This is a genomic window from Nonomuraea sp. NPDC050310, assembly GCF_040655795.1.
Lineage (GTDB): Bacteria > Actinomycetota > Actinomycetes > Streptosporangiales > Streptosporangiaceae > Nonomuraea.
In genome coordinates this window covers 41,938-68,266 of record NZ_JBFAKP010000010.1, presented here as the reverse complement: position 1 = coordinate 68,266, position 26,329 = coordinate 41,938, and the positions used below count along the sequence as shown (strand labels likewise).

General features: G+C 71.3%; 22 protein-coding genes. 16 read left to right on the top strand and 6 right to left on the bottom strand.

Going from position 1 to position 26,329, the window contains the following annotated elements:
* Positions 1-31: 31 nt before the first annotated feature.
* Positions 32-406, bottom strand: a complete 375-nt coding sequence (locus AB0I67_RS23420; RefSeq protein WP_357927205.1) for a DUF6703 family protein — start codon at positions 404-406, stop codon at positions 32-34.
* Positions 407-694: 288 nt separating this feature from the next.
* On the opposite strand from AB0I67_RS23420, the gene AB0I67_RS23415 reads away from it, so the two are divergent.
* From AB0I67_RS23415 to AB0I67_RS23395, 5 genes are all read left to right on the top strand, one after another.
* Positions 695-1,942: a BtrH N-terminal domain-containing protein gene (locus AB0I67_RS23415; protein ID WP_357927203.1), complete on the top strand. Its 1,248-nt coding sequence runs from the start codon at positions 695-697 to the stop codon at positions 1,940-1,942.
* A gap of 12 nt (positions 1,943-1,954) precedes the next feature.
* Positions 1,955-2,245, top strand: coding sequence for an antibiotic biosynthesis monooxygenase family protein (locus AB0I67_RS23410; RefSeq protein ID WP_357927200.1), 291 nt, complete (start codon positions 1,955-1,957; stop codon positions 2,243-2,245).
* Positions 2,246-2,333: 88 nt separating this feature from the next.
* Positions 2,334-3,719 carry a glycine--tRNA ligase gene (locus AB0I67_RS23405; protein WP_357927197.1) on the top strand — a complete coding sequence of 462 codons (1,386 nt, stop codon included), beginning with the start codon at positions 2,334-2,336 and terminating at the stop codon, positions 3,717-3,719.
* 104 nt (positions 3,720-3,823) lie between these two features.
* Positions 3,824-4,378, top strand: a complete 555-nt coding sequence (locus AB0I67_RS23400; RefSeq protein ID WP_357927195.1) for a hypothetical protein — start codon at positions 3,824-3,826, stop codon at positions 4,376-4,378.
* Positions 4,379-4,412: 34 nt separating this feature from the next.
* A complete protein-coding gene (locus tag AB0I67_RS23395) occupies positions 4,413-5,057 on the top strand; it encodes a LysE family translocator (protein WP_357927193.1) in 645 nt (214 codons plus the stop codon).
* Here the strand turns inward: AB0I67_RS23395 and AB0I67_RS23390 are convergent.
* Positions 5,051-5,641, bottom strand: coding sequence for a hypothetical protein (locus tag AB0I67_RS23390; protein WP_357927190.1), 591 nt, complete (start codon positions 5,639-5,641; stop codon positions 5,051-5,053). The two genes, AB0I67_RS23395 and AB0I67_RS23390, sit on opposite strands and share 7 nt — an antisense overlap.
* On the bottom strand, positions 5,638-6,945 hold the full coding sequence (locus tag AB0I67_RS23385) for a cytochrome bc complex cytochrome b subunit (RefSeq protein ID WP_357927187.1): 1,308 nt from the start codon (positions 6,943-6,945) through the stop codon (positions 5,638-5,640). Before AB0I67_RS23385 ends, AB0I67_RS23390 begins: the two co-directional genes overlap by 4 nt.
* A 233-nt stretch (positions 6,946-7,178) precedes the next feature.
* Here AB0I67_RS23385 and ppdK point away from each other — a divergent pair, with 233 nt between their 5' ends.
* The 3 genes from ppdK to AB0I67_RS23370 are packed head-to-tail and all read left to right on the top strand — an operon-like array spanning position 7,179 to position 12,229.
* A complete protein-coding gene (ppdK, locus tag AB0I67_RS23380) occupies positions 7,179-9,818 on the top strand; it encodes a pyruvate, phosphate dikinase (RefSeq protein ID WP_357927184.1) in 2,640 nt (879 codons plus the stop codon).
* Between the two features lie 39 nt (positions 9,819-9,857).
* On the top strand, positions 9,858-11,078 hold the full coding sequence (locus AB0I67_RS23375; RefSeq protein WP_357927181.1) for a deoxyguanosinetriphosphate triphosphohydrolase: 1,221 nt from the start codon (positions 9,858-9,860) through the stop codon (positions 11,076-11,078).
* A 14-nt stretch (positions 11,079-11,092) separates the two neighbouring features.
* Positions 11,093-12,229 (top strand): FAD-dependent oxidoreductase, encoded by a 1,137-nt coding sequence (locus AB0I67_RS23370; protein WP_357927178.1) that lies wholly within the window; start codon positions 11,093-11,095, stop codon positions 12,227-12,229.
* A 16-nt stretch (positions 12,230-12,245) separates the two neighbouring features.
* Here the strand turns inward: AB0I67_RS23370 and AB0I67_RS23365 are convergent, their stop codons facing one another.
* Positions 12,246-13,145: a M23 family metallopeptidase gene (locus tag AB0I67_RS23365; protein ID WP_357927528.1), complete on the bottom strand. Its 900-nt coding sequence runs from the start codon at positions 13,143-13,145 to the stop codon at positions 12,246-12,248.
* A 451-nt stretch (positions 13,146-13,596) separates the two neighbouring features.
* Here AB0I67_RS23365 and AB0I67_RS23360 point away from each other — a divergent pair, with 451 nt between their 5' ends.
* The gene (locus AB0I67_RS23360) at positions 13,597-14,229 is read left to right on the top strand and encodes a histidine phosphatase family protein (protein WP_357927176.1); all 633 of its coding nucleotides are present in this window, start codon (positions 13,597-13,599) and stop codon (positions 14,227-14,229) included.
* A 16-nt stretch (positions 14,230-14,245) separates the two neighbouring features.
* Here AB0I67_RS23360 and AB0I67_RS23355 read toward each other — a convergent pair whose 3' ends face one another.
* A complete protein-coding gene (locus tag AB0I67_RS23355; protein ID WP_357927174.1) occupies positions 14,246-15,217 on the bottom strand; it encodes an alpha/beta fold hydrolase in 972 nt (323 codons plus the stop codon).
* Between the two features lie 234 nt (positions 15,218-15,451).
* Positions 15,452-16,027 (bottom strand): WHG domain-containing protein, encoded by a 576-nt coding sequence (locus tag AB0I67_RS23350; RefSeq protein ID WP_357927171.1) that lies wholly within the window; start codon positions 16,025-16,027, stop codon positions 15,452-15,454.
* Positions 16,028-16,109: 82 nt separating this feature from the next.
* Between AB0I67_RS23350 and AB0I67_RS23345 the strand changes: the two genes are divergently transcribed.
* The 7 genes from AB0I67_RS23345 (at position 16,110) to AB0I67_RS23315 (ending at position 26,310) form a co-directional block, all read left to right on the top strand.
* Positions 16,110-17,516 carry a hypothetical protein gene (locus tag AB0I67_RS23345; protein ID WP_357927169.1) on the top strand — a complete coding sequence of 469 codons (1,407 nt, stop codon included), beginning with the start codon at positions 16,110-16,112 and terminating at the stop codon, positions 17,514-17,516.
* A 106-nt stretch (positions 17,517-17,622) separates the two neighbouring features.
* The gene (dnaG, locus tag AB0I67_RS23340) at positions 17,623-19,464 is read left to right on the top strand and encodes a DNA primase (RefSeq protein WP_357927166.1); all 1,842 of its coding nucleotides are present in this window, start codon (positions 17,623-17,625) and stop codon (positions 19,462-19,464) included.
* 247 nt (positions 19,465-19,711) lie between these two features.
* On the top strand, positions 19,712-22,090 hold the full coding sequence (locus AB0I67_RS23335) for an excinuclease ABC subunit UvrA (protein ID WP_357927163.1): 2,379 nt from the start codon (positions 19,712-19,714) through the stop codon (positions 22,088-22,090).
* 333 nt (positions 22,091-22,423) lie between these two features.
* Positions 22,424-23,560 carry an RNA polymerase sigma factor RpoD gene (gene rpoD / locus AB0I67_RS23330; protein ID WP_357927160.1) on the top strand — a complete coding sequence of 379 codons (1,137 nt, stop codon included), beginning with the start codon at positions 22,424-22,426 and terminating at the stop codon, positions 23,558-23,560.
* Between the two features lie 105 nt (positions 23,561-23,665).
* Positions 23,666-24,523: a HAMP domain-containing sensor histidine kinase gene (locus tag AB0I67_RS23325; RefSeq protein WP_357927158.1), complete on the top strand. Its 858-nt coding sequence runs from the start codon at positions 23,666-23,668 to the stop codon at positions 24,521-24,523.
* Positions 24,520-25,212, top strand: a complete 693-nt coding sequence (locus AB0I67_RS23320) for a response regulator transcription factor (RefSeq protein ID WP_357927156.1) — start codon at positions 24,520-24,522, stop codon at positions 25,210-25,212. Before AB0I67_RS23325 ends, AB0I67_RS23320 begins: the two co-directional genes overlap by 4 nt.
* An 87-nt stretch (positions 25,213-25,299) precedes the next feature.
* The gene (locus AB0I67_RS23315) at positions 25,300-26,310 is read left to right on the top strand and encodes an extracellular solute-binding protein (RefSeq protein ID WP_357927153.1); all 1,011 of its coding nucleotides are present in this window, start codon (positions 25,300-25,302) and stop codon (positions 26,308-26,310) included.
* Positions 26,311-26,329 lie beyond the last annotated feature (19 nt).

Sequence of the window (26,329 nt, the reverse complement as noted above, 5' to 3'; positions counted from 1 at the left end):
CCCGAACCCGGAGCCCTGGGGGCCGGTCGCTTCAGAAGGCTCCGAACCTGGACGCCACCAGGAGCGCCAGGAAGGTCAGCATCGCCACCCGCAGCAGCTTCCCGCCGGGTTTGAGCGACGGCCACGACAGGTAGGCCAGCCAGCCGACGAAGACGATCACCGGCAGTACGGCCAGCCCGCCCAGCCAGCTCTGCACGGCGAAGCCCGCCAGCAGCAGCCCGACCATCACCACCGGGACCACCCAGCGGGGCACGTAGACGAACAGGAAGGTCATCGGAGGGCCGCTGCGCTCCTCCACCCGCTTGCGCAGGCCGGTCGCGCCGGGCGTGAAGAACTGCTCGCCCTGCGGCAGGGGCCGCTTGGGACGGGCCTGCGGTCGCCCGCGGCGGTCGTTGTGTGAGGCCACGAGCCCGAGCCTAGCGCCGCACCCCGTTCCTGAAGAGCCCTCCGGCCAACCGCCGCCCGCGCTTTGCCGACCTCTGGGGCGAGCGACTGCCCGTGGCTATGATGGGCGCACGGCGATTCCCGCGCCGAACCTCCACGGTGGCCGTCCACGCCGGCCGCGGCAGCACGGGGGCAAAGGGGACGCAAGCGCCTCGGGAGCAGCTCAGTCCGTCAGGCCTGACCACCGTGCGGCGGCCGGGGCCCGCGGGCGTGGACCGCGCCCTTGGCGACGCCGCTGACAGGATCGGGCATGACCGGCAAGAAGCAGCTCAAGGCGCGCATCCGCGCCCGCATGGCCAAGACCGGCGAGAGCTACACCGCCGCGCGCCGCCACCTGGTGGGCCCCGCCGAACCACCACGCGACGGCGACTGGGTCTTCCACGGCGGCCGCGACCCCCGCAGCGCGGTCGTCTCCGCGCTCACCGGCCTGCCCGAACCGCTGGTCTTCCTGGCCGGCGGCGGCATCGGGGCCGGCTACATCCTGTGGGAGTTCAAGCGGCACGAGGCGGTCCACCTCACCCTCGGCTTCAGCCACCTGTGGCAGTACCACGACCGCTGGATGACCGGCACGCTGGAGCGGCTCGGCGTGCCCTTCGACCACCACGAGACCTCAGGCGCGAAGGGCGCGGCGGCCCGGCTCGCCGCCGAGCTGGCCGCGGGCCGGCCGTGCGTCGTGCTGCCCGACCGCTACGGCGCGGGCTACTGGAGGCTGCCGGAGTTCCTGGACGGGCACGGCGGCCACCCCGTCATCGCGTACGGCACGGCCGGAGACGTGGCCAAGGGTGGCATGGTCAAGCTCGACGACCGCGGCACCGCGCCCGTGCTGGTGCCGGCGGACCGCCTGGCCGCGGCCCGGGGCCGGGTCCCGTCCTACCGCAACTGCCTGTTCGTGCTGGGGCAGGTGCCGGACGGCGGGGCCCGGCTGGCGCCTGCGGTACGCGAGGGACTGCGCGCCTGCGTGACCCAGCTCTCCGGCGGCTCCGACTCCTTCGCGCTGCCCGCCTGGCGCAAGTGGAGCCGCACCCTCACCGACGCCCGCGCGGCCAAGGGCTGGCCGCGGGTCTTCGAGAACGGCCGGGGCCTGGCCGGGGCGCTGCTGTCGGTGTGGGAGGGCGTGGAGCCGGTCGGCCTGGACGGCGGCAACCTGCGCGACCTGTTCGCCGACGGCCTGGACCTGGCCGCGCCGCTCCTCGGCGAACCCCGGCTGGGCGAGGCGGCGGCCGAGTTCCGGCGGGTGCACGGCCTCTGGCACGACCTGGCCGAGGCGGCCCTGCCCGCCGAGCGGTTCGGCCGCATCCGCGAGCTGACCGCGGCGGTCCGCGAGTCGGTGGCCTCGGAAGGCGAGGCGGGCGAGGCCGAGGCCGCGGAGCTGTGGGAGCTGCGCGCGGCGGCCGACCGCGAGCCCGCCGGGGTGGACCTGGCCGAGCTGGGCGCCAGGCTGGCGGCGATCCACGCGGCCGAGTCCGGCGCGATCGCCCGCCTGGGGGAGATCGTCTGACATTCTGGACGGGTGCTCGCCGTCATTCGCTACACCGTTCCCGAAGCGCAGTCCCAGGACTTCGTCAAGCAGGCCCAGAACATCCTCGACACGCTGGCCGCCCAGCCGGGCCACCTCCGCGGGCGGCTGGCGCGCTCGGTGGACGAGCCCAACCTCTGGGCCCTGGTGAGCGAGTGGGAGGGCGCGGGCTTCTACCGCCGCGCCCTCTCGGCCGCCAGGATGGCGATGTATCCGCTGATGATCCTGATGCTCAACGAGCCCAGCGCCTACGAGGACGTCTACGTAACCGGACAAGACGTTTAGTCCCGCACGGGGCCGCCATGACGTCCCCTAAGCTTGAGGTTCATCCGATCCACCTCGCCGACCTCCAGCCGGAAAGAGACTCATCACCATGGCACGCCGGACCGACATCCTGGACACCATCGTCAGCCTCGCCAAGCGCCGCGGGCTCGTCTACCCGTCGAGCGAGATCTACGGAGGCCTGCGGGCGTCGTGGGACTACGGTCCTCTCGGAGTCGAGCTGAAGAACAACGTCAAGCGCGAGTGGTGGCGCTCGATGGTGCAGGGCCGCGACGACGTGGTCGGCCTCGACTCCTGCGTCATCCTGGCGCGTGAGGTGTGGCAGGCCAGCGGCCACGTCGAGACCTTCACCGACCCGCTGACCGAGTGCCAGTCGTGCCACAAGCGCTTCCGCGCCGACCACCTCGTCGAGGCCTACGAGGAGAAGCACGGCCGCGCGCCGGAGCAGGGCCTGGCCGACATCACCTGCCCCAACTGCGGCAACAAGGGCGGCTTCACCGCGCCCCGGCAGTTCAGCGGCCTGCTCAAGACCTACCTCGGCCCGATCGAGGACGAGTCGGGCCTGGCCTACCTGCGGCCCGAGACCGCGCAGGGCATCTTCATCAACTACCTCAACGTGCAGCAGTCGGCGCGCAAGAAGATCCCGTTCGGCATCGGCCAGATCGGCAAGTCGTTCCGCAACGAGATCACGCCGGGCAACTTCATCTTCCGCACCCGCGAGTTCGAGCAGATGGAGATGGAGTTCTTCGTCAAGCCCGGCAGCGACGAGGAGTGGCACCAGTACTGGATCGACGAGCGCTTCCGCTGGTACTCCGACCTGGGCATCAACAAGGACAACCTGCGCCTGTACGAGCACCCGAAGGACAAGCTGTCGCACTACTCGAAGCGCACCGTCGACATCGAGTACCGCTTCAACTTCACCGGCAGCGAGTGGGGTGAGCTCGAGGGCATCGCCAACCGCACCGACTTCGACCTGACCGCGCACGGCAAGGCCTCCGGCACCGACCTGTCCTTCTTCGAGCAGGACTCGGGCGAGCGCTACGTGCCCTACGTCATCGAGCCCGCGGCCGGTGTCGACCGCGCGACGCTGACCTTCCTGCTCGACGCCTACACCGAGGACGAGGCGCCCAACGCCAAGGGCGTGCTGGAGAAGCGCACGGTGCTGCGCCTCGACCACCGGCTCGCGCCGGTCAAGGTCGCGGTGCTGCCGCTCAGCCGCAACGCCGACCTGTCGCCCAAGGCCCGCGACCTGGCCGCGCAGCTCCGCCGCCGCTGGAACGTCGAGTTCGACGACGCCGGCGCGATCGGCCGCCGCTACCGCCGCCAGGACGAGATCGGCACGCCGTTCTGCATCACCGTCGACTTCGACACCCTGGAGGACCACGCGGTGACCATCCGCGAGCGTGACTCGATGGCGCAGCAGCGCATCGCGCTCGACCAGGTCGACGCCTACCTCCGGCAGAACCTCAACGACTGATCGCGCTCTTGGTACGGCCCCCGTCGTCCCGGCGGGGGCCGTCGGCGTTTTTTGAGCACCCCCTACTCATGTCACGACGGCGCGCGCGGGCGAGCGTGGTGGGCATGAGAAGAGCACTCGCCATGGGCACGGCGGCCGTCGCGTCGGTCGCCGGAATGATCACCGCTCCCGCCGCCTCCGCCGCGACCTCGGCCTGCTCGATCCAGCCGTACGGGCTGATCGGCGACTACTGGCGCTCGCTGGGCGGGGAGGACAGCATCATCGACTGCCCGACCGGGGTCGAGTACAGCATCCCCAACCGCAACGGCCGCCGGCAGAATTTCGAGGACGGCCAGATCGCCTGGTCCCCAGACCAGGGCGGCCGGATGATCGTCGCCGCCTACGCGGCCAAGGTGAACGGGCGGCGCGCGGTCGTCTTCCGCTGGGGTCCGAGCACGCCGTTCACCTACGACTACTGGAAGATCTCCGTCCGGACCAGCGACGGCAGCCTCAACCGCACCGGCAACGTGGACAACCAGCCGAGTTCGCACGGCAAGTTCGTGGTCTATCCGGCGGCGGCCGGGGTGAAGGTCAGCTTCACCGTCATGGGCTGCGACGACCTGCGGCTCAACCCGTGCCGCCAGGGGTGGACCCTCTGGGTGAGCGCGACCTCGAACTGACCGCGCTCGGGGCGAGCGGCTAGAGTGGCGGGACGTGACGATTACCACCGCTTTGGCGACGTTCGCGGTGATGGTGGGGCTGCTCACCCTCACGCCCGGTCTCGACACCGCGCTCATCCTCCGCACCTCCGCCCTGGGTCACCGCCGCAAGGCCGTCGGCGTGGTCCTCGGCATCCAGGCCGGCACGATGGTGTGGGGCATCCTCACCGCGGCCGGGGTGACCGCCCTGCTCACCGCCTCGCAGCTCGCCTACGACGTGCTGCGCTGGGCGGGCGCCGCCTACCTGGTGTGGATGGGCGCCCGCATGATCGTCGACACGCTCCGCAGGCGTACGGCAGAGGCGGCCGACGCGGGGGAGGTCGTGGTCGCCGGCGCCGACTCGCTCGCCGCAGGCTTCCGGCAGGGCGCGCTCACCAACCTGCTCAACCCGAAGGTCGGCGCGTTCTACGTCGCCGTCCTGCCGAACTTCATCCCGGCCGGCGCGCAACCCCTGCTGCTGGGCGTGGCGCTGGCCGGGACGCACGTGCTCCTCGGCCTGGTCTGGTCGAGCGTGCTGGTCGTGCTGGCGCGGGCGCTCCGCGCGCAGCTCGCCAGGCCGCGCGCCCGGCGCGTGCTCGACCGGCTCACCGGCACCGTCGTCGCCGCCTTCGGGATCAAGCTGGCGCTCGGCGATCAGTAGCCGCCCCGCACCGGCGACAGGAGCTGCGGCTGCCCCTCGTCCCGATGTACGGCCAGGCAGGCGATCTTCTGGTCGTCGCGCCAGCCCTGCAGGCTCGGGATGAGGGTGAGCTGGCGCAGCGGGTCGCCGGAGTCGGTGCCGACCTTGATCCGCACGCCGGTCCGCTCGGCGCACTCGGTGTCGGCCAGCTTCTTCAGGACCAGCTTGCCCGGCCAGCGGCCGTCGGGGGCGGAGAAGACGGCCAGCACCTCGCCGTCGTGGAAGTCCTGGCACGGCACCGCGAACAGGTACTTGGCCTGAGCGGTCTCGAACACGCCGTTGACGCACATCCCGGTCTCCAGGTCGGCGAGCCGTACCGGATCGGGGACCGGGGCCTCGACGAGGTAGCCGGTCTCTGGAGGCGGCTCGCCGGTGTCCATCCCGGCCACGCGTAACCCCACGGCGCCCATGCCGCTCACCGCGAGGGCGAGCACGAGCGAGGCCGCGACGGGCAGGGCCCGCGAGCGGGCGTGGGGCGGCGGGCCCGGCGGGGTGTCGTACCCCCAGCGGAACTGGCCGTGGTCCTCCGGTGGTGTCCAGGTCATGCCCTACCCCTCCTGCGGCAGATGGCGAGAGTGATCGCGAAGGCCAGGGCCGGAAGGACGAAGACCGCGACGCGTAAGCCGTACGTCACGACGGTCAGGGTCTCCGGCGAGACGGTCAGCAGCGGGCTGTAGCCCTTGGCGGGGGCCGAGAACCAGGTCGCGGCCCAGACGACGGTGAAGAAGGTCATCACCGCGACGCCGACTGCGGTGCGCACGGGCGCCTGCGAGGGACGGTCGTTGAGGTGGTGCACGCGCCGGTCTCCCGTCAGCCGCCGTTCGAGGTAGGGATAGAGCAGCAGCAACGTGAAGAAGCCGCCCAGCACCAGCAGCGGCACGAGCAGGCCGAGGTTGACCGGGCCGAGATCCCAGGCCGGCATCAGGCGCAGCAGGCCGTCGAGGACGCCTGAGTACCAGAACGGCTGGGCCATCGGCGGGACCGCGCCCGGCTGGTACGGCCCCGCCTGCCAGACCGGGTTGACCAGCACGAAGGTGGCCAGCGCGCTGATCACCGCGAAGGTGCCGAGCGAGGTGATGCCCTGCTTGAGCGCGAAGTAGGGGAAGAACGGCCCGCCGGACACGCGGCGCTCGTCGGAGTCGCGCGCCCGCCGCTCGGTGTGCTTCTGCCGCCAGGTCAGCACCAGCGCGTGCAGCGGCACGATCGCCAGCAGGATGCCGGGCACCAGCAGCACGTGCGCGACGAACAGCCGGCCGATCGCGTCGCCGGGGAAGCCGCCGCCGAAGGCGAAGGCGGACAGGTAGGTGCCGATCAGCGGGATCGACAGCAGCAGGCCGTCGGCCTGGCGCAGCCCGGTGAAGCCGACCTGGTCGGCCGGGAGCGAGAAGCCCAGGAAGGACTCGAATAGCACCAGCGCGAAGAGCGTCACGCCGAGCATCCAGGTGAGCTCGCGCGGCTTGCGGAAGGCGCCGGTGAAGAAGACCCGCAGCAGGTGCAGCACGATCGAGAGCACGAAGACCGTCGCCGACCAGTAGTGGAGCTGGCGCATCAGCAGCCCGCCGCGCACCTCCAGGCTGAGCTCGGTGACGGAGGCGAAGGCGGCCTCGGGGGTGGCCTGGTAGAAGAACGTCAGGAACGTGCCGGTCAGCACCAGGAAGACGAAGGCGTAGAGGGCGAACTCGCCCAGCAGGAACGACCAGTGGCTGGGGAAGAGCTTGCGCAGGTTGGGGCGCAGCCACCGGCCCAGGCCGAGGCGGTCGTCGAGGTAGCCCGCCGTGCCCGCGGCGGCCCGCGTGGAACCGGCGGCCAGGCGCTCTCGCCGGGTGGGTGGCTTCGTGGGGGTGACCATTGCGCCTCCCGTGAGGGGTCTTCCTGATTCTGCACCGGCGGCCCCGGTTTCTCAAGAATTGGTTTACACCAATTGGTATAAACCAATTACCGCCAAGCGGGATTTACAGTGGATTAGACCTCATGGGAGGTGTTGAGCTGGGAAAACGGGAAGTTAACAGGGGGGTGCAGTTTCTTCGTCTTTTCCATAGGTAGAGTCCGGGCAGAGTCGTGGAAATCCCAGAAGGAGCGCTCGTGGCCAAGTACGTTTACGACTTCACCGAGGGCAACAAGGACCTCAAGGACCTCCTCGGCGGAAAGGGCGCCAACCTTGCCGAGATGACGAACCTCGGTCTGCCCGTCCCTCCGGGCTTCACCATCACCACCGAGGCCTGCCGTCACTACCTCGCCGAGGGCGAGGTCCCCGGCGGGCTCGACGAGGAGATCGGCACGCACCTGGCCGCGCTGGAGACCACCATGGGCAAGCGGCTGGGTCAGGCCGACGACCCGCTGCTGGTCAGCGTGCGCTCGGGGGCCAAGTTCTCGATGCCAGGGATGATGGACACCGTGCTGAACATCGGGCTCAACGACGAGTCCGTGCACGGCCTGGCCAAGCAGGCCGGCGGCAACGAGCGCTTCGCCTGGGACTCCTACCGCCGCCTCATCCAGATGTTCGGCAAGACCGTGCTCGGCATCGATGGCGACCGCTTCGAGCACGCCCTCGACGAGCTCAAGGGCAAGCGCCAGGACACCGAGCTGAGCACCGCCGAGCTGCGCGAGCTGGTCGGCACCTACAAGGAGATCGTCCGCGAGGAGACCGGCCACGACTTCCCCGCCGACCCGCGCGAGCAGATGCGCCTGGCCATCATGGCCGTCTTCGACTCCTGGAACTCCGAGCGCGCCGTGCTCTACCGCCGCCAGGAGCGCATCCCGGCCGACCTCGGCACCGCGGTCAACGTCTGCTCGATGGTCTTCGGCAACTGCGGCGACGACTCCGGCACCGGCGTCGCCTTCACCCGCGACCCCGCCTCCGGCCGCCAGGGCGTCTACGGCGACTACCTGTCCAACGCGCAGGGCGAGGACGTCGTGGCGGGCATCCGCAACACCATCCCGCTCCAGGACCTGGAGCAGCTCAACAAGGGCGCCTACGACGAGCTCATGGCCATCATGGCCACGCTGGAGAACCACTACCGCGACCTGTGCGACATCGAGTTCACCGTCGAGCGCGGCAAGCTCTGGATGCTGCAGACCCGCGTCGGCAAGCGCACCGCCGCCGCGGCCTTCCGCATCGCCACCCAGCTCGTCGACCAGGGCCTGATCGACCTGGACGAGGCGCTGCTGCGGGTCACCGGCGACCAGCTCGCCAAGCTGATGTTCCCGCGCTTCTCCACCGACGCCGAGCGCACGCTGCTCACCAAGGGCATGAACGCCTCGCCGGGCGCGGCGGTCGGCAAGGCCGTCTTCTCCTCCGAGCGCGCCGCCGAGCTGGCCGCCGCGGGCGAGGACGTCATCCTGGTCCGGCGCGAGACCACCCCGGACGACCTGGCCGGCATGATCGCCGCCCGCGGCATCCTCACCAGCCGCGGCGGCAAGACCTCGCACGCCGCCGTCGTCGCCCGCGGCATGGGCAAGACCTGCGTCTGCGGGGCCGAGGAGCTGGAGGTCTCGATCTCCGGCAAGCGCTTCACCGCGCCCGGCGGCGTCGAGGTCACCGAGGGCGACGTGATCTCCATCGACGGCAGCACCGGCGAGGTCTTCCTCGGCGAGGTGCCCGTCCAGGACTCGGTCGTGGTCGAGTACTTCGAGGGGGCCGCCGACGAGTCCGACGAGCTGGTCCAGGCGGTGCACCGGATCATGGCGCACGCCGACTCGGTACGCCGGCTCGGGGTGCGGGCCAACGCCGACACCGAGGAGGACGCCGCGCGGGCGCGCCGCTTCGGGGCGCAGGGGATCGGGCTCTGCCGTACCGAGCACATGTTCCTGGGGGAGCGGCGGCAGCTCGTCGAGGACCTCGTCCTGGCCGCCTCGCCCGAGGAGCGCAAGGCCGCGCTGGACGCGCTGGAACCGCTCCAGCGCACCGACTTCATCGGGATTTTTCAGTCTATGGCGGGACTGCCGGTGACGATCCGGCTCATCGACCCGCCCCTGCACGAGTTCCTGCCCGACCTCGTCGAGCTGTCGGTCAAGGTCGCCAAGGGCGAGGCCACCGACAAGGACCACAAGCTGCTGGAGGCCGTCCGCCGCCTGCACGAGCAGAACCCGATGCTCGGCCTGCGCGGGGTACGGCTCGGCCTGGTCATCCCCGGCCTGTTCGCCATGCAGGTCCGGGCCATCGCCGAGGCCGCCCGTCAGGTCGAGGGCGCCCAGGCGGAGATCATGATCCCGCTGGTCGGCGCGGTGCAGGAGCTGGAGGCGGTCCGCGAGGAGGCCGCCGCGATCCTGGCCGACGCCGGCGTCGAGGCGCTCATCGGCACCATGATCGAGGTGCCGCGCGCCGCCCTGACCGCCGGCCAGATCGCCGAGGCGGCGGAGTTCTTCTCCTTCGGCACCAACGACCTGACCCAGATGACCTGGGGCTTCTCCCGCGACGACGTCGAGGCCTCGTTCTTCTCGCGCTACCTCGAACTCGGCATCTTCGGCGTCTCCCCGTTCGAGACCCTCGACCGCGACGGCGTCGGCCGCCTGGTCCGCATCGCCGCGGAAGAAGGCCGCAAGGCGCGGCCCGACCTCAAGCTCGGCATCTGCGGCGAGCACGGCGGCGACCCCGACTCGGTGCACTTCTGCCACGAGGTGGGGCTCGACTACGTCTCCTGCTCGCCCTTCCGCATCCCGGTCGCCCGCCTGGAGGCCGGGCGGGCCGCCCTCGAATCCGCGGGATCCGGCGACACCCGATGAGTGTGGCGGGCCCGTCCCGCGGATATCATCTCGTCACTTATGGCCCTCTACACCGATCATGACCAGGCGAGATGGGTGCCGGAACCGCCCGGCCCGCCCGAGCGCAGCGCGTTCGGGCGTGACCGGGCGCGGGTCCTGCACAGCGCCGCGCTCCGCAGGCTGGCGGCGAAGACGCAGGTCGTGGGGCCCATCGACGCCACCGGCGACGGCCAGCACGTGCCGCGCACCCGGCTGACGCACTCCCTGGAGTGCGCGCAGATCGGGCGCGAGATGGGCGACGTGCTCGGCGTCGACCCCGACCTGGTCGAGGTCGCCTGCCTGGCCCACGACCTCGGGCACCCGCCCTTCGGGCACAACGGCGAGACCGCGCTCGACGCCCTCGCCGCCGGATGCGGCGGGTTCGAGGGCAACGCGCAGAGCCTGCGCCTGCTCACCCGCCTGGAGGCCAAGGTCCTGACCGAGGACGGGCGCAGCGCCGGGCTCAACCTCACCCGCGCCGCGCTCGACGCCTCGATCAAATACCCCTGGACCCGCACCGAACCCGGCGCCAAGTTCGGCGTCTACGACGACGACCTGCCGGTCTTCGAGTGGATCCGCGACCACGCCCCGCCCGGCCGGGTCAGCTTCGAGGCCCAGATCATGGACTGGGCCGACGATGTCGCCTACTCCGTCCACGACCTGGAGGACGCCCTCCACTCCGGCCACGCCACCTTCGCCCTGCTCCGCTCCACCGCCGGACGCGCCGAGGTCTGCGAGGTCACCCGCCGCCTCTACGCGCCCGACGCGCCGGTGGAGGAACTGGAGCACACCTTCGCCCGGCTGCTCGCCGAGCCGCTCTGGCCGCGCGGCTTCGGCGGCACCCTCGCCGACCTCGCCGGGCTCAAAGCCCTCACCAGCGGGCTCATCGGACGCTTCTGCCGCGCCGCCCAGGCCGCCACCCGCGAGGCGTACGGCTCGCGCCACCACGCCGACCTGATCGTGCCGCGCGCCGCGCGCCTGGAATGCGCCCTGCTGAAGGGCGTCACCGCGCACTACGTCATGCTGCGCGACGACCGCACCGCCACCCAGGCCCGCCAGCGCGACCTCATCGCCGAACTCGCCGCGCTCATCACCCTCGGCGCCCCGCGCACCCTCGAACCGGCCCTGCGCCCCGCCTTCGAGCAGGCGCCCGACGACGCCGCCCGCACCCGCGTGGTCATCGACCAGATCGCCTCCCTCACCGACACGTCCGCGGTCGCCTGGCACCGGAGGTTGTCCTAGGCCGATACTGGGCCATGACCACCCACGTGATCGTCGGAGCCGGGCTCGCGGGCGCCAAAGCGGCGCAGACCCTGCGCGAGGAGGGCTTCGACGGGGACCTCGTCCTGATCGGCGCCGAACGCGAACGGCCCTACGAGCGGCCCCCGCTGTCCAAGGACTACCTGCAGGGCAAGAGCGAGCGGGAGAAGATCTTCGTCCACCCGCCCGGCTGGTACGGCAAGCACGACGTGGACCTGCGGCTCGGGGTGAGCGCCACCCGGCTCGCCCTCGACGAGCACGTCGTCGAACTGTCGGACGGGACGCGGCAGCCGTACGACAAGCTCCTCCTGGCCACCGGCGCGACGCCGCGCCGGCTGCCCGGGCCCGGGCTGACCCTGCGCAGCGTCGAGGACAGCGAGACCCTGCGGGACGGCCTCGCCCGCGGCGGGCGCGTCGTGATCGTCGGCGGCGGCTGGATTGGGCTGGAGGTCGCGGCGGCCGCCCGGCTGGCCGGCTGCGAGGTCACCGTCGTCGAGCCCGAACCGCTGCCGCTGGCCCGGGTGCTCGGGGCCGAGGTGGGCGCGGTCTTCGCCGCGCTCCACCGCGAGCAGGGCGTCGTGCTGCGGCTGGGCGTCGGCGTCGCCTCCGTCTCCGACCACGGGGTACGGCTGGCGAGCGGGGAGACCGTCGAGGCGGACCTCGTCGTCGTGGGCATCGGCGCGGCGCCGAACGTCGAGCTCGCCCGGACCGCCGGGCTGGAGGTGGCGTCCGGCATCGTGTGCGACGCCTCGCTGCGCACCTCCCACCCCGACGTCTACGCGGCCGGGGACGTGGCCGAGCCGTACCATCCGCTGTACGGGCGGAAGCTGCGGGTCGAGCACTGGGCCAACGCGCTGAACGGCGGCCCCGCGGCGGCCCGGGCGATGCTGGGGCGCGAGGTCGTCTACGACCGCCTGCCGTACTTCTTCACCGACCAGTACACCCTGGGCATGGAGTTCACCGGCGACACCACCGGCTACGACGAGGTCGTGTTCGAGGGGTCCGTGCCGGAGCGCGAGTTCGTCGTGCGCTGGTCGCGCGACGGACGGATGGTCGCGGGGATGAACGTGAACATCTGGGACGGCGTCGAGGAGCTCCAGAACCGCATCCGGGCGGACCTCAGCCGGAGCTGAGACCCGCCCGGTTCCGTCAGCCGTTGGCCGTCGTCGGCACCGTGTGCGGCGGCGGTTGCTCCTGCTGGTCGTCGTTCTGGCCGCCGCCCGAATCGCCCTGGTCCTGGTCCTGCTTCGGCGTCTTCTTCTTCGGCGGCTTGCCGGCGCACTGGACCGTGCAGCTCGGCGTCTCGCCCACCTTGCCGCGCAGCTTGAACGTCTCAGCCCGCGGGGACAGCGTGGAGTTGCCGCTCTGCCAGGCGTCCAGGTAGTCCCACGGCTTGACCATGCCGCGCCGGACCCACCAGTAGGCGGGGCCGGTCTTCCACGAGATCGCGAAGTACAGGTTCGGGGCGGTGTCGCGGGCGTTGCCCGTGTTGCCCACCGTCCCGAGCTGCTGTCCCGCCTTGACCTTCGTGCCCGGCTTGATGTCGTCGCCGATGTCGTCGAGATGCCCGCCTAGGTACCGCACGCCGTCCTCGCCGATCACCGTGACGAACCGGCCCTCCCGCGTCGCCCCCGCGTCCACCGACGGGCGCCACCTGTTCTGCAGGTTGACCTCGTCCACCACGCCGTCCACCGGGGACACGAACGCGCACCCCTTGGCGGCCCAGATCGTCGTCTTCGGCAACACCAGCAGCTTGCGCTGATAGGTCGTCGAGCAGCCCTTCACCGGGAAGACGTACTTGTGCTTGGACAACTTCGGCGGCGGCACCTGCACCGGCTCGTCCGTCGCCGGCCGTCCCGCCTGATGCTCCGGGGTCGGCGTCGCTCCCGGCGTCGTGCCCGTCACCTCGGGCGTCGCCCCCGTCGCCGTCGCGACCGGCGCCTTCGTGCTCACCCCGGCCACGCCCGTCCCCTGCGCGCACGCCGTCGCGCAGGTCAGCAGCAGCGCGCCGGTGAGCGCGGCCAGCTTGGTTGAATGCCCCGATCGCATGATCTCCACCTGTGTCACCGTATCCAACGACAACTTTTACCTTTTTAGCCGACTCCTTGGTTGGGGATGGGGTGTTTGGCCCTTTCCTTACCGGGCCGGGACCTCAAAGGCATGGGCCTCGCTTCGCTCGGGCTGCTCTTCCGGTCGCGCTCCGCGCGACCCCTGGCGGACTGCGCTTCACGCAGGCGCTTCTCTTTCAAGGCGCCTGCGGCGCCGACGAGGGTGGGGCGTTTGGGGAGGGTCTGGTGCCGGCTGGGTGGGGATATTGGGGTCTGTCGGGCTGGGTCAGGTCGAGGGGTTCTTGGAAACACGCTGTTGCTGTGATGAAGCCGCGGCGGCGAAGGGTGCTTTGACGCGCGCGGAGAAGATCTCCGTCGGGGTCAGCCCTCACCGCCCGCGCGGGAATGGTTCCGCCGGCTTGGTCGCCGAGCAATGAGGAGAGGCTCAGTTCATGCGCACTGTCTATGTCGTCACTCACCCGGAAGCCACGCATCACATCGAAGGCGTCGTCGGGGGCTGGCATGACTCGCGGCTGACGGAGGGTGGGCTCGGGGCGGCGGCGGCCATTGCTCGTGCGTTGCGGGGGCGGATTCCCGAGGACGCGGAGGTGGAGCTGTTCTCGTCGGATTTGCGGCGGACGCGGGAGACGGCCGAGGCGATCGCTGAGGTGTTCGGGGTGGGAGCTGTGCTGGATTGGCGGTTGCGGGAGAAGTCCTACGGGGTTGCGGGGGGTCGGGCGCAGGAGTGGCTCGATCAGCGGTTCGTGCCGCCGCCGGCGGTGGGGGAGCGGATGGAGCACGACGAAGGGATTGAGGGGGCGGAGACCAAGGCGGCGGTGGCGCGGCGGGTCTATGCCGCCATGGACGAGATCTTGGAGCGGCCCTGTGCGCATCAGATTGTGGTGACGCATGTGGGGTCGTTGACGTTTGTGGTGACCTCCTGGATCAGGATGCCGGTTGAGGCGGTCGGGTATGCCAGTTTTCGGGTGCCTTCGGGGAGTATCACCACATTGCGGGAGGACGACTTCTATCGCAATCGGGCGGTTGTGGGGCTGGGGGACATCGGGCATCTCGGGGTTGGGTGATGGCGCTGTGGGGTTCTCAGGTCAGGGTTTTGTGGAGGAGGGTGGCGAACTCGGTGGGGTGGGTGGTCAGGCCTACGTGGCCGCCGGGGAAGTGCAGGAGGTCGGCGCCCAGGTGGGCGGCGAGCCAGGCGGCCGGGCGGTAGGTGAGTTCGCCGGGGGAGTCCTCGCCGGCGGCCAGGGTCAGGCGGTCGGAGAGGGTGGCCAGGCGGGCTAGGTCGGGGGTGTGGGACATGAAGGTGGGGACGATGCGGCGGAGGAAGAACGGCATGTTGGACATGGTGCGTTCGATCCGGGCGGCGGCTTCGGGGGAGAGGGTGGGGGGCTGCTGAGCTTCCCGGGTGGCGGGTGTGGGCCGGGACTGGGCCGCGGTGGGTTCGGGGGTGAGGCGGGCCTGGGTCGCGGTGGTTTCAGGGGTGAGGTCGGCCGGGGCCGTGGTGACTTTGGGGGTGGGGCGGGGCGGGGTGGCGGTGGATCCTGAGGTGGGGCGGGACAGTCCGGTGGTGAAGACGGTCATGGCGGGCTGGAGGCCCTCGGTGTCGTAGGTGTCGCGGAGGTTTTGCAGGAAGGCGCGGTGGGTGGCGGCGTCCGGGAGGAGTTCGACGAGTGGGGGCTCGTGGGCGATCACCTGGGTGACGCGCTCGGGGTGGGTGGTCAGCAGGTGGAGGGCGACGATCGCGCCTGAGCTGGAGCCGAACACCTTCGCGGGGCTGGTGGGGGACAGGTGCTCCAGGAGGCGGTAGGCGTCGTCGGCGTGGACTGCGACCTGCTGGTCGGTGGCGGGGGCGTCGAGAGGGCTGCGGGAGAAGCCGCGGGGGTCGTAGGTGATGACGGTGCGGTCGGCGGACAGGAGGTCGGCGACGCCGTCGAAGGCGGATGCGGCGCCGGTGCCGCCGGGGATCAGGAGGAGGGCCGGGCCCTGGCCTCGGGTCTCGTAGTGGAGGGTGGCGCCGGGTACGCGGAGGGTTCCTGTGGCGGGCGGGGTGGTCATGAGGGTGTTCCTCCGGTTGTGAGGGCGAGTTCGGCGGAACTCGGCGTAGGGCGGCCGCGGGTTGGGCGTTCGGTACAGGTGGGCCCAGGGGAGGCCGGGTGGGCTCTCGGCGTAGGGCGGGTCAGGGGTTCGCGGAGCGCAGTCGGCGGTTCTTTCCCTGGGTCGGGGTCAGGGGCTGAGACGGCCAGTCCGTTTGGTGGGGCGGGAGGGCGCGGGCTGGGGTGGAGAAGGGGGTCAGGGTGGGGGCCAGTTGAGGAGGAGGGTGTGGAGGGCGTCCAAGGTGCGGGGCCAGGTGTGGTCCGGGGTGCGGTGGTGGGCGAAGCCGCCGGCGGCCTCCAGGGCGACGAAGCCGTGGAAGGTACTGCGGAGCAGGCGGACGGCGTCGGTGAGGTCGGGCTCGTCCAGGCCGTAGGCGCGCAACATGGTGTAGGTGAGCTCGACGGCGCGGCGCGGGCCGGAGGCGGCGGCGGCGAGGGCGGGGTCGATCCGGATCGGTGTCTGGGTGGCCAGGTAGCGGCCGGGGTGCTGGTGGGCGAAGTCACGCCAGGCGTTGGCGTAGGCGACGAGGGCGTCCTTGCCGGCCCGTCCGGCGGTGGCCTCGGCGATGCGCGTGGTCTTCTCGTCGGCGGCGAGCAGGGCGATCCGGCCGCGCAGGTCTTCGAGGTTGCGGACGTGGGTGTAGAGGCTGGCGTCCTTCACCCCAAGGCGGCGGGCGACGCGCGCCATGGTCACCTGGTCGAGTCCTAGCTCGTCGGCCAGGTCGGCGGCGGTGGTGGTGACGCGGTCCACGGTCAGTCCGGCTCTCGGCATGATGTCCTCCTAGGGGTCCTAGTTCTATCCTAGGATTCCTAGGAGACGCAAATGGGGCGGATGGGTGGTTATGTTGGGGCGGGTGAGCAAGCTGAGCCTGTCCTGGGACCTGCCCGTGGTGGCCGCGGCGGCGCTCGTCGGCGCGTGGGGGATCACCACGCCGTCGCTCTGGCGCGACGAGTCGGTCAGCGCGATGGTGGCGAGGATGTCGTTCGGCGACCTGTTCGCCTTCCTGGGCGACCTGGACGCGGTGCACGCGCTCTACTACCTGGTCCTGCGCCCGTTCGCGGCGATCGAGGCGGGACCCGTGGAGTGGTGGCTGCGGGCGCCGTCGTGGCTGGCGTTCGTGGGGGCGGCGTACGGCGTGGCGGTCCTGGGGCGGCGGCTGGCGGGGCCGGTGGCCGGGCTGATGGCGGGGCTGGTCTACGTGCTGCTGCCGATCGCCTCGCGGTACGGGCAGGAGGCGCGGAGCTACGCGCTGGTCTCGCTGGCGGCGGTGGCGGCGACCTGGTTCCTGGTGGAGTTGATCGAGGGGCGGCGGCCCCGGCGGGCTTTCGCGGGATATTTCGTGAGCGTGTGCCTGCTGGGAGCCTTGCACCTGTACGCGCTGCTGCTCCTGCTCGCGCACGGGGTCGCCGTGGCGGCCGCCGCCCGCACGAGCCCGAAGCGGGGCCGGCGGGTGGTGGTGGCCTGGGTGAGCGCGTGCGCGAGTGCCGCGGTCGTGCTGACGCCGCTGGTGGTGATCGCGGCGGGGCAGCGCGAGACGCAGGTGTGGTGGCTCAAGCGGCCCGGCCTGGCGGAGATCGGGGCGTTCCCGGTCGAGGTGGCGGGCGGGGTCGCGGGGGCGGTGCTGCTCGGGGCGCTGGTCGCGGCCGGGATCTGGGCGGCTCGCCGTACGCCGGTGGTGGGGGTGTGGGCGATAGTGCCGTTCGCGGCGGCGGTGGCGGTCTCGCAGGTGCAGCCGATCTATCACGCCCGGTACGTGCTCTATGTCGTTCCCGGGATCGCGCTGGCGGCGGGGATCGGGCTGGCCGTACTGGCTCGGCGGTGGTCGCCCGTGGCGGCGGCCGGGGGCGTGACGGCGCTGGCCGTACTGGCCGCAGAGGCCCAGGTGGTGCAGCGGGAGCCGGGTGCGCGGCCGGACGACCTGCGGGCCCTGAGCGCCACGCTCGCCGCCGAGCGGCGGCCTGGGGACCGGGTGCTGTTCGTTCCGCACCGGTACCGGCTGTTCACCGCGGTGTACGGCGAGCCGTACCGGAATCTGGTGGATGTCACGCGGGAGCCGGGTTCGGCGGTCCCGCACAGTGGTGAGCAGGTTCGGGCGGCTTTGGCGGGTGCGCGCCGGGTCTGGCTGGTCTCGCCGTGGATCGGGGCCCGGTACCGGGACGACGAGCGACTGGTGGGCCTGCGGGCGCGGTTCGAACCGGGGCCGGTGAAGGCGTTCGGCGACGTGCGGCTGACCCTCTACGAACGGCGGGCGAAGTCCTGAGGCCCTGCGAGGGCGCCGCGAGCGGGCGGAGTCCTGAGGCCGCGGCAGCCCACCGCGAGTGGGGTCATCGGCGTTATTTGTCGGTGGGGCGCAATAGACTCGCCGCGTGGCAGGCCGGATCCGTGACGTCGACATCGCACTAGTTCGTGAAAGGTCGCCGATCGACTCCGTCGTCGGTGACTACGTGCAGCTCCGCAATGCCGGGGGCGGCAACCTCAAGGGCCTGTGCCCGTTCCACGACGAGAAGAGCCCGTCCTTCAACGTCACCCCCGAACGGGGGATGTACTTCTGCTTCGGCTGCCAGGCCGGCGGCGACGTGATCAAGTTCGTCGAGGAGATCGAGCACCTGTCGTTCGCCGAGTCGGTCGAGCGGCTGGCGCAGCGGGCCGGCATCCAGCTCCAGTACGAACAGGGCGGGTATGTCCCCAAGCGCGACCACGGCGAGCGGGCCAGGCTGGTCGAGGCGCACCGGGTGGCGGCCGAGTTCTACGCCGAGCGGCTGCTGAAGGCCGACGCGGCGCCGGGCCGGAAGTTCCTGTCCGAGCGCGGCTTCGAGCGGGCCGACGCCGAGCGCTTCGGCGTGGGCTACGCGCCCAACGAGTGGGAGGCGCTGACCCGGCACCTGCTCGGCAAGGGGTTCACCACCGAGGAGATCGTCAAGGGCGGGCTGGCCAAGGAGGGCCGGCGCGGGCCGATCGACCGCTTCCGCGGCCGGCTGGTGTGGCCGATCCGCGAGGCGACCGGCGACGTGATCGGGTTCGGGGCGCGCAAGCTGCTCGACAACGACGACGGGCCGAAGTACCTCAACACCCCCGAATCGCCGATCTACAAGAAGTCGCAGGTGCTCTACGGCCTCGACCTGGCCAAGCGCGAGATCTCCAAGCGGCTGCAGGCGGTGATCGTCGAGGGGTACACCGACGTGATGGCCTGCCATCTGTCCGGCGTGCCGACCGCGGTGGCCACCTGCGGCACCTCCTTCGGCGAGGAGCACATCAAGGTGCTGCGGCGTTTCCTGCTCGACCAGGCCGAGTTCCGCGGCGAGGTGATCTTCACCTTCGACGGCGACGAGGCGGGGCAGAAGGCCGCGCTGCGGGCGTTCGCCGACGAGCAGAAGTTCGTGACGCAGACCTACGTCGCGGTGCAGCCGGACGGGCTCGACCCGTGCGACCTGCGGATCAAGCAGGGCGACGCGGCGGTGCGCGACCTGATCGCCTCGCGCGAGCCGCTGTTCCAGTTCGCCATCCGCAGCACGATCGCCCGGTACGACCTGCGCAGCAACGAAGGCAAGATCGCCGCGCTCGACGCGGCGGCGCCGATCGTCGCCGGGATCAAGGACGTCGGGCTGCGCAAGCGGTACGCGATCGACCTCGACCGGTGGCTCGGCTTCATGGACGAGCGCTTCGTGATGCAGCGCATCGCCGACACCGCGCAGTCGCAGGCCGGGCGGCCGAAGCGGGCGCCGCGGCCGGCTCCCGTCGATCCGCACGTGCGGGTGGAGGGGGAACTGCTCAAGCTGGCCGTGCAGCGGCCGGCGCTGCTCGGGCCGCGGTTCGACGCGCTCGACGTGCAGGCCTTCACCGCGCCCGACCACGTGGCCGTGCACCGGGTCATCATCGCCGCGGGCGGGATGGGGGCGGCCGGGCACGGTGGCCGGACCTGGGTGGACGCGCTGCTGGAGCAGGCGCCGGACGAGGCGGCACGCGGTCTGATCACCCGGTTCGCGGTCGATCCGATCCAGGCCGACTCGCACGTGGAGGAGCGGTACGCCTCGGCCATGCTCGCCGCCATCGAGGCGGTGGCGGTCGACCGGGCCATCGCGCAGGCCAAGTCGCGGATGCAGCGCCTCAACCCGGTGGAGGAGCAGGCGGAGTACAACCGGCTCTTCGGCGAGCTGGTGGCGCTCGAACAACAACGCCGCGTCCTGCGAGACCGCGCCGCGGGAAGCTGAGAGCGCGCCGCGGATAGCTGGGCCTGCGCCGCGGGAAGCCGAGCCCGCGTCGCAGGAAGCCGAGCCCGCACGGGGCGCCGGAACCGGAAGGCCCGCCGCCGATCCCGGAAAGGCCCGGCTGGTCCGCCTGCCGTACCCCTGCTCCGACAAGCCCGACGAAGCGCAAAAAATGCTCTGAACTGGTTAGATGTCCCAGGCAAGGCCCCGGAGGCCGCGCAGGCAGGCTGCACAGACGGATGGAGAGACGATGACCAAGGGCAGCACGTCGCCCGAGATGCACCCCGCGGACAGCCACGACCTGATCCGCGTGCACGGCGCCCGCGTCAACAACCTCAAGGACGTCAGCATCGAGATCCCGAAGCGCCGCCTGACGGTCTTCACCGGGGTCTCCGGCTCGGGCAAGAGCTCGCTGGTGTTCAGCACGATCGCCGCGGAGTCGCAGCGGCTGATCAACGAGACCTACAGCGCGTTCGTGCAGGGATTCATGCCGACGCTGGCCCGCCCCGACGTGGACGTGCTCGACGGGCTGACCACGGCGATCATCGTCGACCAGCAGCGCATGGGCGCCGACCCGCGCTCGACCGTCGGCACCGCCACCGACGCCAACGCCATGCTGCGCATCCTGTTCAGCCGGCTCGGCACGCCGAAGATCGGCCCGCCCACCGCCTTCTCCTTCAACGTGGCGCAGGCGGTGGCCAGCGGCGCGATCACGGTCGACAAGGGCCAGGGCGAGCGGAAGGTCGTGCGCGACGCGGTCTACCACGGCGGCATGTGCCCGCGGTGCGAGGGCCGCGGCTCGGTCACCGACTTCGACCTCACGCAGCTCTACGACGCCGGCAAGTCGCTCAACGAGGGCGCGCTGTCCATCCCCGGCTACAGCATGGACGGCTGGTACGGCCGGATCTTCCGGGGCAGCGGCTTCTTCGACCCGGACAAGCCCATCAGCAAGTTCACTAAGAAGGAACTGCACGACCTGCTCTACAAGGAGCCGACCAAGATCAAGGTCGAGGGCATCAACCTGACCTACTCGGGCCTGATCCCGCAGATCCAGAAGTCCTTCCTGTCGAAGGACGTCGACGCGATGCAGCCGCACATCCGGGCGTTCGTGGAGCGCGTGGTCACCTTCACCGCCTGCCCCGACTGCGGCGGCACCCGGCTCAACGAGGCGGCGCGCTCGTCGAAGATCAAGGGCGTCAACATCGCCGACGCCTGCGCGATGGAGATCCGCGACCTGGCCGAATGGGTCCGCGGGCTCGACGAGCCGACCATGGCGCCGCTGCTCGGCAAGCTGCTGCACAGCCTGGAGTCGTTCGTCGAGATCGGCCTCGGCTACCTGTCGCTCGACCGGCCCGCGGGCACGCTGTCCGGCGGCGAGGCGCAGCGCACCAAGATGATCCGCCACCTCGGCTCCGCGCTCACCGACGTCACCTACGTCTTCGACGAGCCGACCATCGGCCTGCACCCGCACGACATCCGGCGGATGAACGACCTGCTGCTCCGGCTGCGCGACAAGGGCAACACCGTGCTCGTGGTCGAGCACAAGCCGGAGGCCATCGCCATCGCCGACCACATCGTCGACATCGGCCCCGGAGCCGGTACGGCAGGCGGCACCGTCTGCTTCGAGGGCACCATCGAGGGCCTGCGCGCCAGCGGCACCATCACCGGCCGCCACCTCGACGACCGCGCCAAGCTCAAGGACTCCGTGCGCACCCCCAAGGGCAAGCTGGAGATCCGCGGCGCCACCCGGCACAACCTCCAGGACGTCGACGTCGACGTCCCGCTGGGCGTGCTCTGCGTCGTCACCGGCGTCGCCGGCTCGGGCAAGAGCTCGCTCATCCACGGCTCCATCCCGGCCTCGGCCGGCGTCGTCTCGATCGACCAGGCCCCGGTCCGCGGCTCGCGGCGCAGCAACCCGGCGACCTACACCGGGCTGCTGGAGCCGATCCGCAAGGCCTTCGCCAAGGCCAACGGCGTGAAGCCGGCGCTGTTCAGCGCCAACTCCGAGGGCGCCTGCCCCACCTGCAACGGCGCCGGCGTCATCTACGTCGACCTGGGCATCATGGCCGGCTCCAGCACGACGTGCGAGGACTGCGAGGGCAAGCGCTTCCAGGCCGCGGTGCTGGAGTACCGCTTCGGCGGGCGCGACATCGCCGAGGTGCTGGCCATGCCGGTGACCGAGGCCGAGCGGTTCTTCGCCGAGGGCGAGTCGAGGGTCCCGGCGGCGCACGCCATCCTGGAGCGGCTCGTCGACGTCGGCCTGGGCTACCTCACCATCGGCCAGCCGCTCACCACGCTGTCCGGCGGCGAGCGGCAGCGGCTCAAGCTGGCCACGCACATGGCGGAGAAGGGCGGCGTCTACGTCCTGGACGAGCCGACCACCGGCCTGCACCTGGCGGACGTGGAGAACCTCCTGGGCCTGCTGGACCGGCTCGTCGAGTCCGGCAAGTCGGTCATCGTGATCGAGCACCACCAGGCGGTCATGGCGCACGCCGACTGGATCATCGACCTCGGCCCCGGCGCCGGCCACGACGGCGGGAAGATCGTCTTCGAGGGCACGCCGGCCGATCTGGTCGCCGCGCGCTCCACGCTCACCGGCGAGCACCTCGCCGACTACGTAGGCGCCTGATCCTGCGCTAGATCAAGAACTGCGGAAACCGGGCCCGCGTTACGGCATGCCGTGACGCGGGTTCTTACTCTGCGGGAAAGCCGCCGGGCACGCTAACGCTGGTATTTCCCGTAGATCGGGTGGACAATTCCCGGCCGGGCAGACGGTAAGGGCACCCTGACCTCGGGTGGGACCAGCAGGATCACGTAATTACGTTTACTTTCCTGATCAAACTTCGGCCAAACCTGGGCCGGATCTCGATTTGGTAATGATGCACGCCTTACCTTCTGTGCCAAAAATGGGTCTGCCATTTTCACTAACGAATACTGCAGACTGTCTCCCGTGGGTGCATCGGTGCTGCCAAGTGGACCGCCATCCGTAGATCAGGTGGCGGACCTCGTCGCGAAAGGAAGGGAGCGCGGGAGCGTAACCGTCGATGACGTCGCAGCCGCGCTCGACCGATCCGAGCTTCCCTCCGACACGCTCGAACGCGTGGTGCGGATGCTCGCCGAGAACGGCGTGGAGGTGCTGGAGCCTCAGGGCGACGAAGAAGTCGTCCGCGCCGATGAGGAGGACGTAGGCAAGCGGGCGCCGACCAGTGATCTGGTCCGCATCTACCTGCGGGAGATCGGCCGCGTGCCGCTGCTCACCGCCGAAGAGGAGGTGGAACTCGCCAAGTCGATCGAAGCCGGCCTGTTCGCCGAGGACAAGCTGGGCAACGGTGTCTCCAGGCTGGCCTTCCCGGAGTTCAGGGAGCTCGTCTGGGAGGGCACCAGGGCCAAGCAGCGGCTGATCGAGGCGAACCTGCGGCTCGTGGTGTCGATCGCCAAACGGTATGTCGGACGCGGCATGCTCTTCCTCGATCTCATCCAGGAAGGCAATCTCGGCCTCATCCGCGCGGTCGAGAAGTTCGACTACACCAAGGGCTACAAGTTCTCCACGTATGCCACGTGGTGGATCCGCCAGGCGATCACGCGCGCGATAGCGGATCAGGCGAGGACCATCCGGATCCCCGTGCACATGGTGGAGACGATCAACAAGCTGGTCCGGGTGCAGCGCCAGTTGCACCAGGACTTCGGCCGCGAGCCGACGCCGGAGGAGATCGCCAAGGAGATGGACCTCCCGGTCGATCGCGTGGTGGAGATCCAGCGCATCGCGCAGGAGCCGGTCTCGCTGCAGTCGCCCATCGGTGAGGAGGATTCCGACCTAGGCGACTTCATCGAGGACGCGGACGCTGTGGTGCCCATGGAGGCCGCGGCCTTCATCATGTTGCAGGATCAGCTCGACGACATCCTGGCGACGTTGTCCGACCGCGAGCAGCGGATCATCCAGTTGCGCTTCGGACTGGCCGACGGCCACCCCCGTACCCTGGAGGAGGTCGGCCGCGAGTTCGGGGTGACCCGGGAGCGGATCCGGCAGATCGAGTCCAAGACGCTGGCCAAGCTCCGGCACCCGACCCGCGCGCAGATGCTGCGCGACTATCTGGACTGAACCCGTGCCCGCCGTCCCGCGCTCCCGCGCCGGGACGGCGGGCCTTGCCTTTCCAGAGGCCGGCGGGGGCTGCCGGGAAGGTGGGCAGGGGTGCGCAATCCCCCTATGGCTGCCGTTCTGATCGGCGGTGCGGCCCTGGTCGTCGTCGCCGTGCTGCTCGGGCAGCCGGTCGTGGCGGCGGCGGTGGGCGGCGTGGTGGCGGGGGTGGCCGTGACGGCCGTGGCCGCGCGGCGGGCCGGGCGCGAGCAGCGGGCCGAGGCGGAACGGCTGGCCGGCCTGGTCGAACGCCGGGCGGAGCAGGTGAGCGCGCTGAGCCACGAACTCCGCACCCCGCTGAGCATGATCAAGGGCGCGGCCGACCTGCTGCTCGAGGGCAGCCCTGGCCCGCTGACCGCGACGCAGACGAAGTTCCTGCACACCATCGACCAGCAGTGCGCCCAGGTGATCCACCTGTGCGAGAGCCTGCTGATCCACGCCCGCATCGAGTCGGGTCTGTTCAGCCCGGCCTTCGAGAAGGTGGACGTGGCCCAGCTCACCCGCGAGGTGGTGGTCGCGATGCGCCCGCTGTGCGCGCGGCGCGGGCAGCGCATCACGCTGGACACCCCGCAGGTCGCGCCCGAGGTGGAGGCGGACCCGAGACTGCTGGTCCAGGCGGTCACCAACCTGTTGTCGAACGCCGGCCGCTTCACCACCGTCGGCGGCAGCATCGCGGTGCGGGTGGCGGCGATCGACACCGGCATCGCCCTGTACGTCACCGACGACGGCGCGGGCATGACGCGCGAGCGCCGCCGCGAGCTGTTCCGCCCGTTCGTGACCAGCTCGCCGCTGGGCGACGGCACCGGGCTCGGGCTGGTGATCACCAAGTCCATCGTCGAGCTGCACGGCGGCTCGATCCTGATCGACACCCAGGCCAGGAAGGGCACGACCATCCTGGTGACCCTGCCGAAGGGACGGACCGCGTGAGCGTGGCCCTGGTCGTGGACGACGAGCCGCAGATGACGATGATCGTCGCCTTCGCCCTGGAGACGCAGGGCTTCACCGTGCACCAGGCGCACGACGGCGCGACCGCGCTCAACCTGCTGCGCACCCGCCAGGTGGACCTGGTCGTCCTGGACGTGCTGATGCCCTCGATGGACGGGCTGACCCTGTGCCGCGCCATCCGCGCCCGGCACGAGGTGCCGATCATGATGCTCACCGCGCTGGCCGGGCCCGACCAGGTGGTGGCCGGGCTGGAGTGCGGAGCCGACGACTACGTGGTCAAGCCCTTCCATCCGCGCGAGGTGGCTCTGCGGGCCCAGGCGCTGGTACGGCGGGGCGGTGGCGGGGCCAAGACGATCGAGGCCGGGCCGCTCACCCTCGACCTGGTGGAGCACGTCGCCATCGTGGGGGGCCGCCGCCTGGAGCTGCCGTTCACCGAGTTCAAGCTGCTGGCCCATCTGGCCGGGCGGCGGGGGACCCCGGTGTCGTGGCAGGACCTGCTGCGCGCGGTGTGGGGCACGACGGCCCTGCGCGGCGGGCGGGACGTGGTCAAGTCGGCGATCTTCCGGCTGCGGTCGCGGCTGGCCGAGGCCGGGCAGGACGCCGTCGCGATCAAGACCGTGCGCGGCGTCGGCTACGTGATGCCCACCGACGCTGACGGGAACGCGGGATGAGCGGGGGCTGAGCGCCGGTGACGGCGGCGTTACCTGAGCTCACCGGGTGTTCACCCCCGGGCCCGCGGGCCCGCCTACGGTGAGGGCATGCTGAGGCTCCTGGCCGCCGCCGCCCTCGCCCTGGTCCCCGCCGCCTGCGGGAACACCGCCCAGGACAAGATCACCATCATCTGCGGCGCGGACGAGCAGTGGTGCGTGATGATGGCCTCGCGCTTCGCCGAGCAGACCGGGATCGACGCCGACTTTGCCCGGCTGTCGAGCGGCGACGCCCTGGACCGCATCCGCCGCACCCGCTCCGCGCCCGAGTACGACGTCTGGCACGGCGGCCCGGCCGACGCCTACGCCGCCGCGGCCCGGGAGGGGATGCTGGAGCCGTACCGCTCGCCGATGGCCGCCCACGCCCGCCAGGGCTGGGGCGACCCGTCCGGGGCCTGGACCGGCGTGTACGGCGGGGTGCTGGCCTTCTGCAACAACGTCAGAAAGCTGACCGCCAAGGGGCTCGGCCCGCTGCTGTCGTGGCAGGAACTGCTCGACCCGCGCCTGGCCGGCAGCGTCGGCATCGCGCACCCGGCGACCTCGGGCACCGCCTACACCGCGCTGTGGACCCAGGTCGAGCTCGGCGGCTCGGCGGAGGCGGGCCTGGACTACCTGCGCCGGCTGCACCCGAACGTGCTGCGCTACAACCGCTCCGGCGCCGCCGCGGCCGAGCAGGCCGCCCGCGGCCAGGTGGCGGTGGGCGTGGCCTTCTCCCACGACTGCGTGGACCTGCAGGAGCAGGGCTTCCGCGACCTCCAGGTCAGCTTCCCCGCCGAGGGCAGCGGCTACGAGGTCGGCGGGGTGGCGGTGCTGGCCGGGACCCGGCACCCCGAGGCCGCCCGCCGCTTCGTGGACTGGGCGCTCAGCGGCGACTCCCAGCGGCTCGGCCCGCTGGCCGGCTTCTACGCGCTGCCGGCCAGCACCGAGGTGGCTCCTGACTCCAAGGCGGCCGATCTGGCGCAGGTGCGGCTGATCGGCTACGACTTCACCCGCGCGGGGGCGGCGAAGTCGGAGCTGACCCGGCGCTTCGGCGCCGAGATCGCGCCGCCTCCGGAGCGCTAGCGCCCCCCGGCCAAGGGGG

Excerpts from the sequence above, each read along its gene's own strand:
- AB0I67_RS23350 (WP_357927171.1), bottom strand. The coding sequence starts at position 16,027 with ATGCCGAGAGCCGGACTGACCGTGGACCGCGTCACCACCACCGCCGCC.
- AB0I67_RS23365 (WP_357927528.1), bottom strand. The coding sequence starts at position 13,145 with ATGCGATCGGGGCATTCAACCAAGCTGGCCGCGCTCACCGGCGCGCTG.
- AB0I67_RS23375 (WP_357927181.1), top strand. The coding sequence starts at position 9,858 with ATGGCCCTCTACACCGATCATGACCAGGCGAGATGGGTGCCGGAACCG.
- AB0I67_RS23370 (WP_357927178.1), top strand. The coding sequence starts at position 11,093 with ATGACCACCCACGTGATCGTCGGAGCCGGGCTCGCGGGCGCCAAAGCG.
- AB0I67_RS23360 (WP_357927176.1), top strand. The coding sequence starts at position 13,597 with ATGCGCACTGTCTATGTCGTCACTCACCCGGAAGCCACGCATCACATC.
- AB0I67_RS23355 (WP_357927174.1), bottom strand. The coding sequence starts at position 15,217 with ATGACCACCCCGCCCGCCACAGGAACCCTCCGCGTACCCGGCGCCACC.
- AB0I67_RS23390 (WP_357927190.1), bottom strand. The coding sequence starts at position 5,641 with ATGACCTGGACACCACCGGAGGACCACGGCCAGTTCCGCTGGGGGTAC.
- AB0I67_RS23385 (WP_357927187.1), bottom strand. The coding sequence starts at position 6,945 with ATGGTCACCCCCACGAAGCCACCCACCCGGCGAGAGCGCCTGGCCGCC.
- AB0I67_RS23415 (WP_357927203.1), top strand. The coding sequence starts at position 695 with ATGACCGGCAAGAAGCAGCTCAAGGCGCGCATCCGCGCCCGCATGGCC.
- AB0I67_RS23400 (WP_357927195.1), top strand. The coding sequence starts at position 3,824 with ATGAGAAGAGCACTCGCCATGGGCACGGCGGCCGTCGCGTCGGTCGCC.
- AB0I67_RS23335 (WP_357927163.1), top strand. The coding sequence starts at position 19,712 with ATGACCAAGGGCAGCACGTCGCCCGAGATGCACCCCGCGGACAGCCAC.
- AB0I67_RS23405 (WP_357927197.1), top strand. The coding sequence starts at position 2,334 with ATGGCACGCCGGACCGACATCCTGGACACCATCGTCAGCCTCGCCAAG.
- AB0I67_RS23315 (WP_357927153.1), top strand. The coding sequence starts at position 25,300 with ATGCTGAGGCTCCTGGCCGCCGCCGCCCTCGCCCTGGTCCCCGCCGCC.
- AB0I67_RS23325 (WP_357927158.1), top strand. The coding sequence starts at position 23,666 with ATGGCTGCCGTTCTGATCGGCGGTGCGGCCCTGGTCGTCGTCGCCGTG.